This is a genomic window from Brenneria goodwinii (assembly GCF_002291445.1).
In the GTDB taxonomy this organism is placed as follows: domain Bacteria; phylum Pseudomonadota; class Gammaproteobacteria; order Enterobacterales; family Enterobacteriaceae; genus Brenneria; species Brenneria goodwinii.
This window is the reverse complement of the sequence record NZ_CP014137.1, coordinates 2,014,058-2,030,570: the sequence shown is the minus strand read 5'-3', so window position 1 is coordinate 2,030,570 and position 16,513 is coordinate 2,014,058. Positions and strand designations below refer to the sequence as shown.

Below are 16,513 nucleotides of genomic sequence, written 5' to 3'. Positions count from 1 at the left end.
CAAAGCGGCGTCAGGCCAAAGGAGGCGGCTGGCAGTGTGTTCCCACGACCATCATCATGATGACTATATGCTATGTCCGCAGTGTGATTTATTGGTCAAACTGCCGCAATTGGCGCATGGGCAAAAAGCGGTCTGCCCGCGCTGTAAAGCGGCATTAACCAGTGAACAGGCGGAACCCCGTAAGCGGCCGGTCGGTTATGCATTCTGTGCCTTATTTATGCTGCTGCTGGCCAACTTATTTCCATTTGTGAGCATGCGTGTGACGGGGATTACCAGTGAAATCACGCTGGGAGAAATCCCTAAAGTGATGGCGGCGGAAAATTATGCCAGCGTCGCCACGCTCTTTATGCTGTTTGTTCAGCTTATTCCGGCCTTTTGTATGGTGACGATGATTCTGCTTTGTCTGCGTTTCTCGTTGCCGCTGGCCTTGAAAAAGATTCTGGCGAAGGTGCTGTTCCAACTGAAAAGCTGGGGAATGGCGGAGATTTTTCTGGCCGGTGTATTGGTGAGTTTTGTCAAGCTGATGGCCTACGGGGATATCGGCATCGGCACCAGTTTTATTCCCTTTGTCCTGTTTTGCGTGTTGCAACTGCTGGCGTTTCAAAGTCTGGATCGCCGCTGGCTATGGAATGACATTGTGCCGCCGCCGAAGCTGCCGTCGGTACCGCAACCGGGAAGCGGCGGATTGTCGCAAGGATTACGTTCCTGCCAATGTTGTACGGCCATATTACCGGCGGGCCAACTGGTTTGTCCCCGCTGTCATTGCCATGGGCACGCGCGCAGGAAGCACAGTTTACAGTGGACGATGGCGCTGCTGTTTACCTCGATCATACTTTATATCCCTTCGAATCTTATGCCCATTATGGTTACGGAATCTCTGGGAAATGAGACGGGTTCGACCATTATGGCCGGTGTTATCCTTTTGTGGAGCACCGGATCATATCCGGTGGCGATGGTGATTTTCATTGCCAGTATTATGGTGCCGTCACTGAAAATGCTGGCATTAGGGTGGTTATGCTGGAGCGCCAAAGGAAAAGGGCGGATGGATCGTGAACGCCTGCACGTAGTGTATGAAGTCGTGGAGTTTGTCGGGCGATGGTCGATGATCGATATATTCGTTATCGCCGTATTGTCCGCATTGGTTCGCATCGGGCGGTTAATGAGTATTTATCCCGCGGTTGGCGCCGTGCTGTTTGCTTCGGTTGTGATCCTGACGATGTTCGCCGCTATGACATTTGATCCCCGGTTACTGTGGGATCGCCGTGATAATGTTTTTCATAAGGAGTCCTCCGTTGACGAAAGATAAAGATAAATACGCCGTTGCGGATGTAGAAACGATTAAACGCTGGTCGCCCGTCTGGATCGTTCCAATTGTGACGGTGCTGATCGGGGCATGGATACTGTTTTATCATTTTAGTCATCTGGGGCCTCAGGTGACTTTGGTGACCAGCAATGCCGAGGGCATTGAAGCAGGAAAAACGACGATCAAAAGCCGTAGCGTTGATGTCGGCATTGTGGAAAGCGTCGAGCTGAGCGACGATCTTCACCGGGTGGAAATCAAAGCCCGGCTGCACGATGATATGGACCGGCTGCTGAAGGAGGATTCAGCATTCTGGGTGGTTAAACCACAGGTGGGGCGAACGGGGATCTCCGGTCTGGGTACGTTGTTATCAGGGGCGTATATTGAACTTCAGCCGGGTTCCCACGAAGCTGAAAAGAAAGAATTCACGTTGCTCGATACCCCGCCGCTGGCTTCTCCGGATGCCAAGGGGATCCGCATCACTCTTGATAGTGAACAGGCCGGTCAGTTGAATGCCGGCGATCCGGTGCTGTTTCGTGGTTATCGGGTGGGATCCGTTGAAGCGAGTGAATTTGATCCCCAAAAACGGAAAATGAGCTATCAGCTATTTATTTCCGCGCCATACGATAGCCTGGTGACCTCCAATGTTCGTTTCTGGAAAGATAGCGGCGTGTCGTTTGATATGTCTGCTCAGGGAATGCGGGTGGAGATGGGATCGCTGACGACGCTTTTCAGCGGCGGCGTGAGCTTTGATGTGCCGGCCGGCTGGGAAGTCGGCGATCCTGCCAAGCCTATGGCGACCTATCGTCTTTTTGACGATCAGCGCAGTATTCAGGACTCGCTGTACACCGAGTATAAGGAGTACCTGATGTTCTTCAGCGATTCAATCCGGGGTTTGCAGCCTGGCGCACCGGTCGAATTTCGCGGGATTCGTCTGGGGACGGTGGCGCAGGTGCCGTTCTTCACCAAAGATCTTAAACAGAATATCGATAGTGACTATCGCATCCCGGTTCTCATCCGTATTGAACCCGATCGGTTTGATAAGAATCTGGGAAGCAATTTCAATTTTGAAGAGCATCTGGAGAAATCGCGGCCGCTTGGTCTGCGGGCGGCGTTGAAAACCGCCAATATTTTGACTGGGGCGTTGTATATCGATCTCGATTTCTATCCGAAGGAAAAGGTTAATAATCCCAAGGAAAATGTTAATAAAAAGCTGATGACCATTGACGGTTATCCGGTATTGCCGACCGTGGGCGGCGGGCTGTCGCAAATTCAGCAAAAGCTGATGTCGGTATTGGATAAAATCAATGAGTTACCATTGAATCCGATGGTAAACGAAGCGACGCAAACGCTGGCGGAAAGTCAGGCGACATTGCGTGAAATGCAAAAAACGCTGGCATCGCTAAATAAGATTACTTCCAGTAAAGCCATGCAGGATTTGCCGCAGGATATGCAGCGGACCTTACTTGAGCTGAACCGCAGCATGAAAGGCTTCCAGCCAGGATCGCCGGCTTACAATAAGATGGTGGCGGATATGCAGCGTCTGGATCAGGTGTTACGTGAACTGCAACCCGTGCTGCGCACCTTGAATGAGAAGAGCAATGCCCTGGTGTTTGAGGCATCGGGCAGTGAAGACCCTCAACCGAAGAAGGCAAAATAATGATGAAAGGATGGACTCTGGCGTTGGTGTTGTTGCTGAGTGCCTGTAGTAGTAGCAACACGTCGAAAACCTATTATCAGTTACCGGCGATGCCTGATGGGGTTACGTCGGTTGAGAAAACGGTAAACGGTCAGCAACTGTGGTTGGAGCACGTTAGCGTGGCGGATTATTTGGCTAATTCAGGTTTGGTTTACCAAACCAATGATGTGCAATATGTCATTGCCAGTAATAACTTATGGGCTAGTCCGCTGGATCAGCAGCTCCAGCAATCACTGGTGGCTAATCTGAGTCATGGCATGCCGGGATGGCTGGTGACGGCACAGCCTCAGGGCAGCGAACAGTCGGTATTGAACGTGTCGGTAACCGCGTTTCATGGTCGTTATGATGGTAAGGCGGTGATTAGTGGAGAGTGGGTGTTGAATCATCACGGACAGGTGTTTAAGCAGCCGTTTAATGTGGTACTGCCGCAGTCTGAAGACGGCTATGACGCACTGGTCAGAACATTGGCTCAGGGCTGGCAGCAGGTTGCTAACTCCATCGCGCGGCAGGCTGTCTCTGTAAATTAATCTCCGTTCTTTAAGCAAGTCTCTGGAAGGATAGGCGAAGTGGCCGAATGCTTTCAGAGGCTTTATTTTTTGTCTTTCCCTTCCGTCTCTCCTGCTTTTTCCCTATGGGGAAAATTCCCATTTTAGTTCGTAAATGTGACGTTGGCGTGAATTTTGCGCCTTGACCTTTGGTGACGTAATGGCTATTCATAGTCTGTGGTTGCCCAGAAAGTAATCACTGTTTTTTTTCCACCAGATAAATAATGAGGGAAATAAGGCATGAAAAGACAGAAACGCGATCGCCTTGAAAGGGCACATTCACGTGGTTATCAGGCAGGTATTTCCGGCAAGTCAAGGGAGCTTTGTCCCTATCAATCTTTAAATGCGCGGTCTTACTGGTTGGGAGGCTGGCGCAAGGCCATGGAGGACAAGGCGGTGACGGCTTAACTCGCCTTGTTATTCATCTGAAGGAGCTGCCTCCGCTTTTGCGGAGGCTTTTTTATTAAAGGGCATCCGTCCATTACGCATAAAAGAAAACGCCCCTGACTTGCGTCAAGGGCGAAAAGGCGTATGTATGCGGGAGGATTGACTCGCGTCGTCGTGACGCTCGCCCTGCGGGCCGCCGTTGGCGGTCCAAAACGGCTATCCTGCCGTTTTGTCGAACCCTGACGAGGCTTTTCAACCGTCCATCACGTATAAAAGAAAATGCCCCTGACTTGCGTCAAGGGCGAAAAGGCGTATGTATGCGGGAGGATTGACTCGCGTCGTCGTGACGCTCGCCCTGCGGGCCGCCGTTGGCGGTCCAAAACGGCTATCCTGCCGTTTTGTCGAACCCTGACGAGGCTTTTCAACCGTCCATCACGTATAAAGACAAAAGGCCCTGACTTGCGTCAGAGCCTTTTGTCTTTATATGGCGGTGAGGGAGGGATTCGAACCCTCGATACGTTTTCACGTATACACACTTTCCAGGCGTGCTCCTTCAGCCTCTCGGACACCTCACCGTGGTTCGCCGTGGTCGTATCGGCGGACGGCGCTAATGTAGGGAAATTAGCGGACAGCGTCAATAAACTTCTGCTTTCGTTGCGTGCGTTTAGCTAAAGTTAAATCAATTTGTTGCTTTACTCGCCACATTCCTGGTTTTCCATTCGGCACGGCGCATTGTGCCGTCCAGAATCAATGTTTAACTTTTGTTAACATAGGCGCGTCGAGGCGTTCGTTAGCTGTTAGGTGTGGGCAAAAATGTTATGCTGCTGATTAAAAGCTGACTCAGGAGAAATCATGTATCCCGTCGATTTACATATGCATACCGTCGCCAGCACTCACGCATACAGTACATTGCATGACTATATCGCCGAGGCAAAGAAAAAGGGTATTCGCCTGCTTGCCATTACCGATCATGGCCCCGATATGGCGGATGCGCCGCACTATTGGCACTTTATGAATATGAAGGTCTGGCCGCGTTTGGTGGATGGCGTAGGCATTCTACGCGGTATTGAGGCCAATATTAAAAATGTGGAAGGCGACATTGATTGTACCGGACCGATGTTGGAACAAATGGATTTAATCATTGCCGGTTTCCATGAGCCGGTATTTCCTCCTCAGGATAAAGAGGCCCATACTGCCGCGATGATTGCCACCATGGCCAATGGCGATGCTCATATTATCAGTCACCCCGGCAATCCTAAATTCCCCGTTGATATTGGTGCCATTGCAGAGGCCGCCGCCAAATATGATGTGGCTTTGGAGTTAAATAACTCTTCCTTTACACATTCTCGTAAAGGAAGCGAGCCAAACTGTCGGGCGATAGCTGAAGCGGTGCGTGATGCCGGCGGTTGGCTATCGTTAGGATCTGATTCCCACATCGCGTTTTCTCTGGGCAATTTTACCCAATGCGAGCGTATTTTGCAGGAGGTTAACTTCCCGCAGGAGCGCATTTTGAACGTTACTCCCCGACGGATATTGGACTTTCTTGAACAACGAGGAAAGCCCGCCATCGCTGAATTTTCAGCTTTGTGACGGCGTCACTAAAAATAATAAGCAGGTTTTGAATGAATGAGTTTTCTATCATGTGCCGTCTCTTGGGCACCTTGTTTCATCGCCAGCCTCAGGATCCGGTAGTATCCCCGCTGCTGACTTTGATTCAAGCGGGCAAACTGCAACCTAACTGGCCATTGGAGCAGGATGCTTTGCTGGAGCGCTTACAGAAGGGATGTGACATTTCTGCTATGGCGGCGGACTACCAGAGGTTGTTTGTCGGTGAAGCGTGCGCCGTATCCCCCTGGCGTTCAGCGTATGTGACGGACTCGGACGCGGCGGATGTTCGTACTTTTTTACAACAGCGGGGCATGCCGCTGAATGAGGGGGCGGTCGATCACTTTGGCGGATTGCTACTGGCGGCGTCATGGCTGGAGGATCAGTCGCAGGATGACGAAACCGCAGCGCAGATCGCCCTCTTTGATGAATATCTGCTGCCCTGGAGCAACCTTTTTTTAGGAAAAGTTGAAAGTCATGCCACGACGGCGTTTTACCGCACGTTAGCGATTATCTGTCGTGAAGCGCTAGATGTAATGCGCGATGAGCTGGATGAAGCGGAAGCATTGCCGGACGCCGACGCAGAGTAAATAACGATAGGCAGAAGAGAGGTGACAGCCTTGCTGTCACCGGAAGCGTGTATCAGTCAGTGAACAGAATAACGATTTGTCCTGGTTTAATTTCAATGCCTTTTGCCATTTTCTTCGCTAATGACTCCGCCATGCTGTTATCCGCATTCAGGATATAGGCGGGTTTCTGTGCGAAGTAGGTTTTCAGTGATTGATTTAGATAAGGACTCAACGTATTTATCACCGTCTGCATTTTTTCCGGTTGAACGGTGTAATCGACTAATTCCATGTCTTTTAGATAAATAGCTCCCTGATCTTTATCAAATACGGGCTGAGCCTTCAGCGTCAGTTTCAGATCGGCGGTCTGATTGCCGAGCAGCGAGGCGATATCAACTTTCGCATTGCCGGAAAGGGTGACTTTGCCTGGCTCGGCCCTGCCGATTTGGCTGGACAGATCGGTCAATACGATATTGGCATCCACTACGCCAGGTATGCCGAGCTGTTTCTGGTAATCGTTGTGCTTTTGCAGGTATTCGTTTATCTCTTGCTCATTGAGCGTGTACTGGGTCAGCTTATTGCAACCGCTCAGCGTAAATATAAACAGCAATGCTGTGGCAGCGAATCCCAACTTCTTCATTATTCTGGCCTCAATTATCATTCTTTCGCATTGTAATCTATTGCAAATTCAGGGTGCACCGCGAGGAGGGTTTCACCAATCAGATAGCGCTGAAAGTCGCGCTATCTGTGGTCATGGCATTATACGCTCCACATCGGGCATGGGGCGCGAGCCGTTGCATTTCTTATTGTGCGAGGCTGCTCAGTAAGGTGATCTGCGTTTGTTTGGCCATGTTGTCACGATAGGCGGCGACGCGTGACGGCGGTGTGACGCCAGCCACGATCGACAGGGAACGCAACATGGGGAACAGGTGAATATCGTCGGTGGATAATTCGCCATTGCAGGCATTTGGCTGAACGATCAGCGGATCCAGTTCCAGCAGATCATTATTCAGTTTTTTAATCAGGCCCGCGGAATGGCTGAGGTGCTCTGCAAAGCTGCCTATCTGCGCCTCTTTTTTATCGATGAAGTATTGCCGGGCCGATGCGGAGGCGAATTCCTCAAAGGCGGCTTTTGCAAAACGTGGAATAACCAACCGGGCTGTATAGTCGGAGACTTTGCGCAACCAGGCATTGATTGCCGGGTTGGTTGGGCCGGTTAATAGCGGTTTATTATCGTAATGATCAATAAAATTAACAATATCCATACTTTCAGGCATGAAGCTGCCGTCATCTTTCTGCAGGATCGGCACCATTTTTTGCCCGATCATCTTTTTGGGCGTTTCTTCATCGTCATTGGCTAAAATCAGCAGTTCGACAGGGATATCCTTCAGGCCGAAAATCATGCGTGCTTTTATGCAATAAGGGCAGTGATCGTAAACATATAATTTCATACTCGGTATCCTCTGATTCACTGATAAGACCATGGCCGCATAGGCGGCCGTGAATGAAACTAGCCATCAAACGATGGCGTAACAATCAATTGAATGTATTAGGAAAGTATGAGGCGCTTTACCGGCGAGATCAAATACGCCGGTAAAATAGGGGGATCAGTGACCGCCAAGCATCGCGGGTTCAATGCGGCGCAAATTGAACTGCCAATACAACGCGCCCAGCGTCAGGAAGCCGATAACGCCCAGCATAAACCAGGGCAGTTCGGGTTGATTCAATGCATGTCCGGCGTCGAACAGCCAACCACCGCCGCTATAACCAATGGCGCCTCCCAATGCCAATCCCAGACGGCTAAATCCCATATAGCTGCCCCGCGCCCGAGAATCGGCCAGCGAGGCGCCCAGCGTTTCACGGGCGGGTTCGGCAATGATCGAGCCGATATAAAACAGACTGATTAACATCAGTAAGGATTGCAGGCTGGTGGTCAACCCAATCGGAAACAGGCTGACGGACATCACCAGTAATCCGGCCATCAGACGCTGCTCCAGACGGTAATGCTTTTCGCTCCAGCGGGCGATGGGGTACAGCAATGTCAACGACAGCGTTGCCTCGATGGCGTACATCCATTTTATCGCCGTTGGCGTGCCGGCGATTTCATTCACCATAATCGGCAGCATCAGTAATACCTGAACAGACAGCATGTAATATCCGGTCAGGGTAAGCACATAGGTCAGGAAACGCCGATCTCGGATGACGCGCGTCATGCCTTCTTGCATGGGAGTTCTGGCCGTCGACGTGCGATAGGCTGGCAGGAATCGCCAGTTCATCGCCGCCGCCAGCACGAAAATCAGGGCGCCGACCCAGCAAACCAGTTCGAAATCGTAGCGGAGCAGCCAACTGCCGATAAGCGCGCCGATTACCGCCCCGGCGCTGTCCTGCATCATCAGCAGGGAATAGAAACGCCCGCGTTCCTGGGGGCGGATCAACTTAACGACCAACGCGGTTCTGGGCGGATCGAATAACGTCCCGCCCAACCCGGAAAGCGCGCAGGCCAACCATAACAGCCAGGGTTGGTCGGCGATAGCCATAAATACGAAACCGAAAGCGCGTAACAGCATTCCGGTAATGATCATCGGTTTTGCACCGAAGCGATCGGCAATCGCGCCGGCGAAAATCCCCAGCCCTTGCTGAATAAACTGGCGTAGGCCCAGAGCAATACCGACTAATAGCGCGGCCCAGCCTAGCTGATCGACAAAGCGAATGGATATAAGGGGGAAGACGACAAAAAAGCCCAAAACCACCAGCATATTATCCACTAATAGAAAATATTTACCCAAGCTCCGAGCTTGCGACATCAGAGGCATGTTTCACCACGAAGAAGAAGGAAGAAAAAATAACGGCAGTGACTATTTTGTACTCTATTTTTCGTTTGGGATAGCCTGTTGATGGATAATATTTTTTTATCGTCAGAATGATATCTGAGTAACATTTTCTATAGAAAATTCAGGATTATCGGGCCGATTGAGCAATAACTCAGCGAAGGGGGTTTTACGATGGAGAATTTCTCCGGTTATAGTAAGTGTTATCAGCAGTAAACAATATTTTCTGCTGACAGAAGTTATTTACCTTTTCATCCTGATAAATTTTTCTTATCGAGCAACCCGCAACCTAGGGGGGGGAATGTTTGGCTATCGTTCTACGCCATCAAAAGTTCATTTAACAACCGAGCGGATGGTGGTGCGTTTGGCTCATGAGCGTGATGCCTGGCGTCTGGCGGAATACTATTCAGAGAATCGTGATTTTCTTAAGCCCTGGGAACCCATCCGGGATATCAGTCATTGTTACCCGTCCGGCTGGCAGTCGCGCCTGAGTATGATCTGTGATATGAATAAACAAGGCAGCGCCTACTATTTTTTGCTGCTTGATCCAAAAGAAAATGAGGTTTGGGGAGTGGCGAATTTCAGCAATGTGCTTAGGGGCGCCTTCCATGCCTGTTATCTGGGGTATTCCCTCGGCCAAAAATGGCAAGGGCAGGGGCTGATGTTCGAAGCGTTGCAACCGGCCATACGCTATATGCAGCGTCAGCAGCATATGCACCGGATTATGGCCAACTACATGCCGCATAATCACCGCAGCGGGAATTTACTGGCGCGATTGGGTTTTGAGCGGGAAGGTTACGCGAAAGATTATCTGCTTATCGATGGGAAATGGCAGGATCACGTTTTGACCGCGCTGACAAATAATGAGTGGAAGCCACAACGCTGAGGAATCATGATGAAATATCAGTTAAGCGCCAAAGAAGCGAGAGTGATTGGCTGCATGCTGGAAAAACAGATTACCACGCCGGAACAATACCCGATGTCGTTAAACGGCGTGACCACGGCCTGCAATCAGAAAACGAATCGTGAACCGGTGATGGAGCTGAGTGAAAGCGACGTTCAGCAGACGCTCGATTTGCTGGTGAAAAAACATTTCCTGCGCACGCTCAGTGGATTTGGCAATCGGGTGGTCAAATATGAGCACCGCTTTTGTAATTCAGAGTTTGGCGATCTGAAATTTTCCCCCGCCGAAGTGGCGCTGGTGGCGACGCTGCTGCTGCGTGGCGCGCAAACGCCCGGCGAACTGCGGACGCGGGCTGCTCGGCTGCATGAATTCGCCGACATGAGTGAAGTGGAAACCGTGCTGACACACCTGCAGCAGCGCGAAGATGGGCCGTTTGTGGCGCGTCTGGCTCGTGAACCCGGCAAGCGTGAAAGTCGTTATATGCATCTTTTCAGCGGCGAGCTGAACGAGGAATTGACGCCGGCAACGGAGGAGGATGCGGCGGATCACTCTTTAGCCGCCCGAGTTGACGCGCTGGAGAAGGACGTCGCGGAGCTTAAGCGGCGGCTTGCCGAACTGCTATCGTGAATAGCAGGTAAATCGTTAGTAGAGAGATATCCATGGTAGCGAGTTCATTGGCGGAAGCCAATCATGCAACAAATCCTGATTCGCTGGGCAACACGCCCCGAATTGGTATCGTGGGATTAGGTTCAATTGCGCAAAAAGCCTATTTACCGATACTCACTCAGGCTAATCGTTGGCAATTGATCGGCGCTTTTTCTCCCGATCGGACCAAGACGCAACGCATTTGCCGGCAGTATCGGATGGACGCCTTTACCGATCTGGAAACCCTGGCGGCGGCGTGCGACGCTATTTTTGTTCACAGCAGCACCGCTACGCATTTCTCCGTCGTCAGTACGCTACTGAGCGCTGACGTTCATGTGTATGTCGATAAACCGCTGGCGGAGACGATTGCACAGGCTGAAGCGCTGATTGAACTGGCGCAGCAGCGGCAAAAGGTGCTGATGGTTGGATTTAACCGACGTTTTGCGCCGTTATACCAGCAGTTAAAGCATCAATTAAAACAGCCGGCGTCGCTACGAATGGATAAACATCGTATTGATAATGTGGGGCCGCAGGACATGCGATTTACCCTGCTGGATGATTATCTGCATGTGGTTGATACGGCCCTCTGGCTGATGGAAGGAAAGGCCAGGTTAGTCAGCGGCGTGTTGCAATGTAATACGGAAGGGCAACTTCACTATGCCGAACACCATTTTCAGACCGATGGCGGACAAATAACCACCAGTATGCACCGCCGTGCCGGTAGCCAGCGAGAACGGGTGCAGGCCGTGACCGACGGTGCGCTTTATCAGGTTGACAATATGCAGGAGTGGCGTCAGGAACATCGCGGGCTGACGACGCAACAATCAGTACCGTCCTGGCAAACCACGCTGGAGCAACGGGGATTTGTCGGCGCGGTGAATCATTTTATTGATTCGCTGGAACAACAGAAACCGGCGGAAACATCGGGCTACCAGGCATTACGGGCCCAGCGAGTAATAGAAGAACTATTGAGAATGAGCTGAAAAATTCAGCGGTTATCACAATCCCTGGTAGCTATTGAGCGCGCAATGCGTAGACTAGTCGCACCGCGAAATCAGGATGACCGCAGAAGGGTCAATCGGAACCCCCGAACATTTCAGAATAAAATCGGATGAATTTACTTAAATCACTGGCAGCCGTCAGTTCAATGACCATGCTTTCGCGCCTTTTAGGTTTTGTGCGTGATGCAATCGTGGCGCGGGTTTTTGGCGCCGGAATGGCGACAGATGCCTTTTTTGTGGCCTTTAAACTTCCCAACTTGTTGCGCCGTATCTTCGCTGAAGGGGCGTTCTCTCAGGCCTTTGTTCCCATTCTGGCCGAATATAAAAGCCAGCAGGGCGATGAAGCGACCCGAACTTTTCTTGCTTACATTTCCGGTATGCTGACGCTGATTCTGGCGCTGGTCACGGTGGCCGGGATGGTGGCGGCGCCATGGGTGATTATGGTGACGGCGCCCGGTTTTGCGGCTACTGCCGATAGGTTTGAACTGACATCGGCGCTGCTGCGCGTCACTTTCCCTTATATCTTATTGATTTCACTGGCATCGATGGTGGGATCGGTGCTAAATACCTGGAACCGGTTTTCGGTGCCGGCTTTTGCTCCGACGCTATTAAATGTCAGCATGATCGGCTTTGCGTTGTTCGCCACGCCCTATTTTCATCCGCCAGTGATGGCATTGGCCTGGGCCGTGCTGGTTGGCGGGGTGCTGCAACTGGGTTATCAACTGCCGCACCTGAAGAAGATCGGTATGCTGGTCCTGCCCCGGATTAAATGGCGGGAGCCCGGCGTCTGGCGGGTGATGAAATTGATGGCGCCCGCCGTATTGGGGGTCTCGGTTAGTCAAATCTCCCTGATCATTAACACCATTTTCGCCTCATTCCTCAGTGAAGGGGCGGTGTCGTGGATGTACTACGCCGATCGATTGATGGAATTTCCTTCGGGCGTACTTGGCGTGGCGCTGGGGACAATTCTGCTGCCTTCACTGGCGAAAAGTTTTGCCAGCGGCGATCATGATGAATATTCCCGTTTGATGGATTGGGGATTGCGCCTGTGTTTTCTGCTGGCTCTGCCGAGCGCCGTCGCATTAGGGATTCTGGCGCAGCCGCTGACGGTTTCGCTATTCCAATACGGGAAATTCAGCGCTTTTGATGCGGCGATGACTCAGCGTGCGTTAATCGCTTATTCCGTGGGGCTGATGGGGCTTATCGTGGTGAAGGTGCTGGTTCCCGGTTTTTACTCCCGGCAGGATATTAAGACGCCGGTAAAAATCGCGATAGTCACCTTGATCCTGACCCAGATCATGAACCTGATCTTCATCGGACCGCTGCAACATGCCGGACTGGCCTTGTCTATTGGGCTGGCCTCCTGCCTGAATGCGGGACTGCTGTTCTGGCAATTGCGCAAGCAGGACATTTTTCATCCTCAACCGGGCTGGTTCAGTTTCCTGTCGAAACTTGCCGTCGCCGTTATTGTGATGTCGTTGGTATTGGTCGCGATGCTGTGGTGGATGCCGGCCTGGGATGTGGGCGGTATGACTTTCAGGATTTTCCGTTTGCTGGCGGTTGTGGTGGCCGGGGCGGGAGCCTACTTTGCCGCCTTGGCCTTATTGGGTTTTCGTCCGCGGGATTTTGCCCGCCGCAGCCTTTGAGATAATCAACGCCCGGAGACGGGCGTCGGTTTGACGACGACCTAACCCGTCAATCCGTCATCCCCGCCCGTGCCGGGACGCGGCGCTGCCAGCGGAAGGCGATCCCCGCCTGAGCGGGGATGACGGAACGGAAGTGATAGGGGAATGGCGGTGGTGGTAAAGATTACATCTTCTCTACGGTTTCAATACCCAGCGTATCTAAACCTTGCTTCAGCGTTTTAGCCGTCAGCAGCGCCAGTTTCAGGCGGCTTTGACGAACGCCATCGTTTTCCGCATTCAAAATCGGGCAATGTTCGTAGAAACCGGAGAACAGGCCAGCTAAATCGTATAGATAAGCGCACATCACGTGAGGCGTGCCGTCGCGGGCGACAGTCGTGATGGTCTCTTCAAACTGCAGCAGGCGGGTGGCGAGAACAAATTCACGTTCGTCGCTCAGAATAACCGGCTGCGTCAGGCTATCTTCCTGAATATCCGCGCGTTTAAAGATGGATGCCACGCGAGTGTAGGCATATTGCATATAAGGCGCGGTATTGCCTTCAAATGCCAGCATGTTATCCCAGTCAAAGATGTAATCAGTGGTGCGGCTTTTGGATAGATCAGCATATTTTACCGCGCCGATGGACACCACCTTCGCCAACGCACGCAATTCATCGTCGTCCATTTGCGGATTTTTTGCCGCGATGAGTTTACAAGCGCGCTCATAAGCTTCATCCAGTAAATCGGAAAGCTTAATCGTACCGCCCGCACGCGTTTTAAACGGTTTGCCGTCTTTGCCCAGCATCATGCCGAACATGTGATGTTCCAGGCTGACGGAATCCGGGACATAACCGGCTTTACGCACGATGGTCCAGGCTTGCGTGAGGTGCTGGTGCTGGCGTGAATCGATGTAGTACAGCACGCGATTGGCATGCAGTTTTTCATAACGATACTTCGCGCAGGCAATGTCCGTGGTGGTGTAGAGATAGCCGCCATCTTTCTTCTGAATGATGACGCCCATCGGTTCGCCTTCCTTGTTTTTAAATTCATCAAGGAATACCACCGTGGCGCCTTCGCTCTCAACCGCCAGGCCTTTCGCTTTCAGGTCTGCGACGATGCCTGGCAGCATGCTGTTGTACAGGCTCTCGCCCATCACATCATCTTTGGTCAGCGTGACGTTAAGACGCTCATAGGTGAGCTGATTTTGCGTCATGGTGATGTCAACCAGCTTGCGCCACATCTGACGGCAATATTCGTCGCCGCCTTGTAGCTTCACCACATAGCCGCGGGCTTTTTCAGCGAACTGGGCATCTTCGTCGTAATGTTTTTTCGCTTCACGGTAAAACGCTTCAAGATCGGCCAGCGCCATCTCGCCGGCATTATCATTCTGCACTTTTTCGAGATAGGCGATCAGCATGCCGAACTGCGTTCCCCAGTCGCCGACATGATTGGCTCGAATGACATGGTGGCCAAGGAACTCCAGTGTACGAACGGCGGCATCGCCAATAATGGTGGAACGCAGGTGACCCACATGCATTTCTTTCGCGACGTTGGGCGCGGAGTAGTCGATGACGATAGTCTGTGGTTCAACCGGCGCCACGCCCAGTTTCGGCGTACTCAGCGCATTCTCTACCTGGTCGGCAACCCACTGTTTATCAAGGAAGATGTTAATAAAGCCGGGGCCTGCAATTTCTGTTTTTGTTGCGATGCCGTCCAACGCTAAAAGCTGAACCACTTTTTCCGCCAATTGACGAGGCGGCATGCCAAGTTTTTTGGCCACGGCCATCACGCCGTTGGCCTGATAATCACCAAACTGTGCTTTTGCCGATTGGCGGACCTGAGCTTCGCTCCCGAGAGGAGCCCCTGCTGCGGTCAATGCCTGGCTGACTTTTTCGGAAAGAAGAGCCTGTATGTTCACCGGTTTACCTTAAATAAAAAATCAAGCCCTGCTTATACCATATTTGCCTTGACGAGTCAGCAGATGGGGGGGAGCGCAACGGATGGCATGCCTACATTAAACGTGGGTGAATGAAATGAAAAAATAGAAAATACTAAGGGAACGCTATAATTTTTATGTAAAAATACCGCAACAATAAATACGCCTTCGTTAACGTTTTCTGGTTCTGGGATGCGCCCCGATTTTTTGTTCATTCCTGACTCTAAAGTGGCGAAAAATAGCATAGGCCGCAATGATAATCAGCAGAATGGAAATGATTAATAGCACCATGATTATGACTCAAGATTATTATTTGATAGCTCAAATTATCCTTTTTTTTTTCTTCATTCAATGGGGGGAATTTTATTTAAGATAACTCTCAACAAAATGGAGTATGTATGGTACATGGGCTGCGTATATACGCAGAGGGACAATAAAAGGCATTTATACTATTTCTACTTAATGTAGTAGCATGGTCATCGGTTTTTACTCACCTATAACACTGGGTTTAGTAAGCCTATCAGGGGGTGTTCGTTACACCCTGCGGTATGAAGTGATGTTGGCGATATGTTTATTAATCAATCTTTTTGCTTCGCCCTTATCATAATAATCTTATGGCTGTTTTTTACGCTGAAAGTATGAGCAAGCGCGGAAAGAAAAAATATAGCTTTATTAACAAAAAATTATGGATACGGATATTATCGCCATGTAAATTATTCTTTAACAGTTTAAATAACTAGTAAGGAGTTTATATCCGTTATGTTACCTAAAGATCTGCTACTGGATTTACAGCGTTTTGAACAAGACTTAAGTGATTTGGCCGCGTTACTTAAGTTGGATCTGACGCAATTCCGCGCCGATCATATTTCGTTGCGTTGTCACCAAAATGTGACCGCTGAACGCTGGAAAGCGCAATTGCTGCGCATCGGGACGTTGTTTTCTGAAAAAATGATTAATGGGCGGATTATCTGCTTGTTTATATTGGATTCTAAAGTCAACGTCGGCCCATGGAAGATTGATTGTATCGAGTTACCCTGGCCAGGGAAGAAACATTATCCCCATGAAGGGTGGGAGCATGTGGAATTAGTCTTGCCGGGAGAGCCTGATACGCTGTATCAGAGGGCGCTGGCGTGTTTATCCGACGAAGCGTTGTGTTCGCACGGGGTGAAACTCAACTTTAATTCACCGCAGGGTGAAAAAGAGAGGCTGCCTAATCCGACCTTGGCTGCGTCTAATGGTAAGGTAACCATAAAATTTCATTCATTTGATATTCGCGAAATTGTCATAAGTGAAAACGATAGCAAATAAAAATGATTACAAGTGACCATTTTAGCTAATGACAATTAATTAGTTTGGTGCCTAATCATCACGTTAAAAAATATTAATAAAATTGTGGTTTATGTCATATTTGTTTCTGTTACTTATCTCGTTCATTGTGACCATCGTCTCCTTACTGCGCTCGCATGAATGCCATA

15 protein-coding genes and 1 tRNA gene are annotated in these 16,513 nt (G+C 50.6%); 11 read left to right on the top strand and 5 right to left on the bottom strand.

The features are described 5' to 3' along the window. Window positions 1–67 precede the first annotated feature (67 nt). The 4 genes from pqiA (at window position 68) to rmf (ending at window position 3,952) form a co-directional block, all read left to right on the top strand. Window positions 68–1,306 (top strand): membrane integrity-associated transporter subunit PqiA, encoded by a 1,239-nt coding sequence (gene pqiA, locus ACN28R_RS09140; RefSeq protein WP_048639971.1) that lies wholly within the window; start codon window positions 68–70, stop codon window positions 1,304–1,306. After that, complete coding sequence (pqiB, locus tag ACN28R_RS09135; RefSeq protein WP_095834210.1) at window positions 1,269–2,960, top strand: intermembrane transport protein PqiB; 1,692 nt, start codon at window positions 1,269–1,271, stop codon at window positions 2,958–2,960. The genes pqiA and pqiB overlap by 38 nt, the downstream gene beginning before the upstream one ends. After that, entirely contained in the window at window positions 2,960–3,526 is a 567-nt protein-coding gene (pqiC, locus tag ACN28R_RS09130) for a membrane integrity-associated transporter subunit PqiC (RefSeq protein ID WP_048639167.1), read from the top strand. The genes pqiB and pqiC overlap by 1 nt, the downstream gene beginning before the upstream one ends. A 258-nt stretch (window positions 3,527–3,784) precedes the next feature. Beyond that, window positions 3,785–3,952, top strand: a complete 168-nt coding sequence (rmf, locus tag ACN28R_RS09125; protein WP_072065898.1) for a ribosome modulation factor — start codon at window positions 3,785–3,787, stop codon at window positions 3,950–3,952. Window positions 3,953–4,416: 464 nt separating this feature from the next. Here rmf and ACN28R_RS09120 read toward each other — a convergent pair. Next, a tRNA-Ser gene (locus ACN28R_RS09120) sits at window positions 4,417–4,506 on the bottom strand. A 277-nt stretch (window positions 4,507–4,783) separates the two neighbouring features. Here ACN28R_RS09120 and ACN28R_RS09115 point away from each other — a divergent pair. Then, window positions 4,784–5,521 carry a phosphatase gene (locus ACN28R_RS09115; RefSeq protein ID WP_095834209.1) on the top strand — a complete coding sequence of 246 codons (738 nt, stop codon included), beginning with the start codon at window positions 4,784–4,786 and terminating at the stop codon, window positions 5,519–5,521. 32 nt (window positions 5,522–5,553) lie between these two features. Beyond that, the gene (locus ACN28R_RS09110) at window positions 5,554–6,126 is read left to right on the top strand and encodes a TorD/DmsD family molecular chaperone (RefSeq protein WP_095834208.1); all 573 of its coding nucleotides are present in this window, start codon (window positions 5,554–5,556) and stop codon (window positions 6,124–6,126) included. A 52-nt stretch (window positions 6,127–6,178) separates the two neighbouring features. On the opposite strand, the gene ACN28R_RS09105 is transcribed toward ACN28R_RS09110, so the two are convergent. The 3 genes from ACN28R_RS09105 to mdtH all read right to left on the bottom strand — a co-directional run bounded on the left by ACN28R_RS09105 (window position 6,179) and on the right by mdtH (window position 8,915). After that, window positions 6,179–6,742 (bottom strand): lipoprotein, encoded by a 564-nt coding sequence (locus ACN28R_RS09105; protein ID WP_095834207.1) that lies wholly within the window; start codon window positions 6,740–6,742, stop codon window positions 6,179–6,181. Window positions 6,743–6,905: 163 nt separating this feature from the next. Then, window positions 6,906–7,553: a glutaredoxin 2 gene (grxB, locus tag ACN28R_RS09100; RefSeq protein WP_095834206.1), complete on the bottom strand. Its 648-nt coding sequence runs from the start codon at window positions 7,551–7,553 to the stop codon at window positions 6,906–6,908. 156 nt (window positions 7,554–7,709) lie between these two features. Beyond that, window positions 7,710–8,915 carry a multidrug efflux MFS transporter MdtH gene (gene mdtH / locus ACN28R_RS09095; protein WP_048639162.1) on the bottom strand — a complete coding sequence of 402 codons (1,206 nt, stop codon included), beginning with the start codon at window positions 8,913–8,915 and terminating at the stop codon, window positions 7,710–7,712. A 316-nt stretch (window positions 8,916–9,231) separates the two neighbouring features. Between mdtH and rimJ the strand changes: the two genes are divergently transcribed. The 4 genes from rimJ to murJ all read left to right on the top strand — a co-directional run bounded on the left by rimJ (window position 9,232) and on the right by murJ (window position 13,126). Then, entirely contained in the window at window positions 9,232–9,816 is a 585-nt protein-coding gene (rimJ, locus tag ACN28R_RS09090) for a ribosomal protein S5-alanine N-acetyltransferase (protein WP_095834205.1), read from the top strand. Between the two features lie 9 nt (window positions 9,817–9,825). After that, window positions 9,826–10,461, top strand: coding sequence for a YceH family protein (locus tag ACN28R_RS09085; protein WP_095834204.1), 636 nt, complete (start codon window positions 9,826–9,828; stop codon window positions 10,459–10,461). A 32-nt stretch (window positions 10,462–10,493) separates the two neighbouring features. Further along, on the top strand, window positions 10,494–11,462 hold the full coding sequence (locus ACN28R_RS09080; RefSeq protein ID WP_095834203.1) for a Gfo/Idh/MocA family protein: 969 nt from the start codon (window positions 10,494–10,496) through the stop codon (window positions 11,460–11,462). Between the two features lie 128 nt (window positions 11,463–11,590). Beyond that, complete coding sequence (murJ, locus tag ACN28R_RS09075; RefSeq protein ID WP_095834202.1) at window positions 11,591–13,126, top strand: murein biosynthesis integral membrane protein MurJ; 1,536 nt, start codon at window positions 11,591–11,593, stop codon at window positions 13,124–13,126. A gap of 163 nt (window positions 13,127–13,289) precedes the next feature. Here the strand turns inward: murJ and argS are convergent, their stop codons facing one another. Continuing rightward, complete coding sequence (gene argS, locus ACN28R_RS09070) at window positions 13,290–15,020, bottom strand: arginine--tRNA ligase (protein WP_095834201.1); 1,731 nt, start codon at window positions 15,018–15,020, stop codon at window positions 13,290–13,292. 750 nt (window positions 15,021–15,770) lie between these two features. Here argS and ACN28R_RS09065 point away from each other — a divergent pair. Next, the gene (locus tag ACN28R_RS09065) at window positions 15,771–16,346 is read left to right on the top strand and encodes a VOC family protein (RefSeq protein ID WP_372490562.1); all 576 of its coding nucleotides are present in this window, start codon (window positions 15,771–15,773) and stop codon (window positions 16,344–16,346) included. Window positions 16,347–16,513 lie beyond the last annotated feature (167 nt).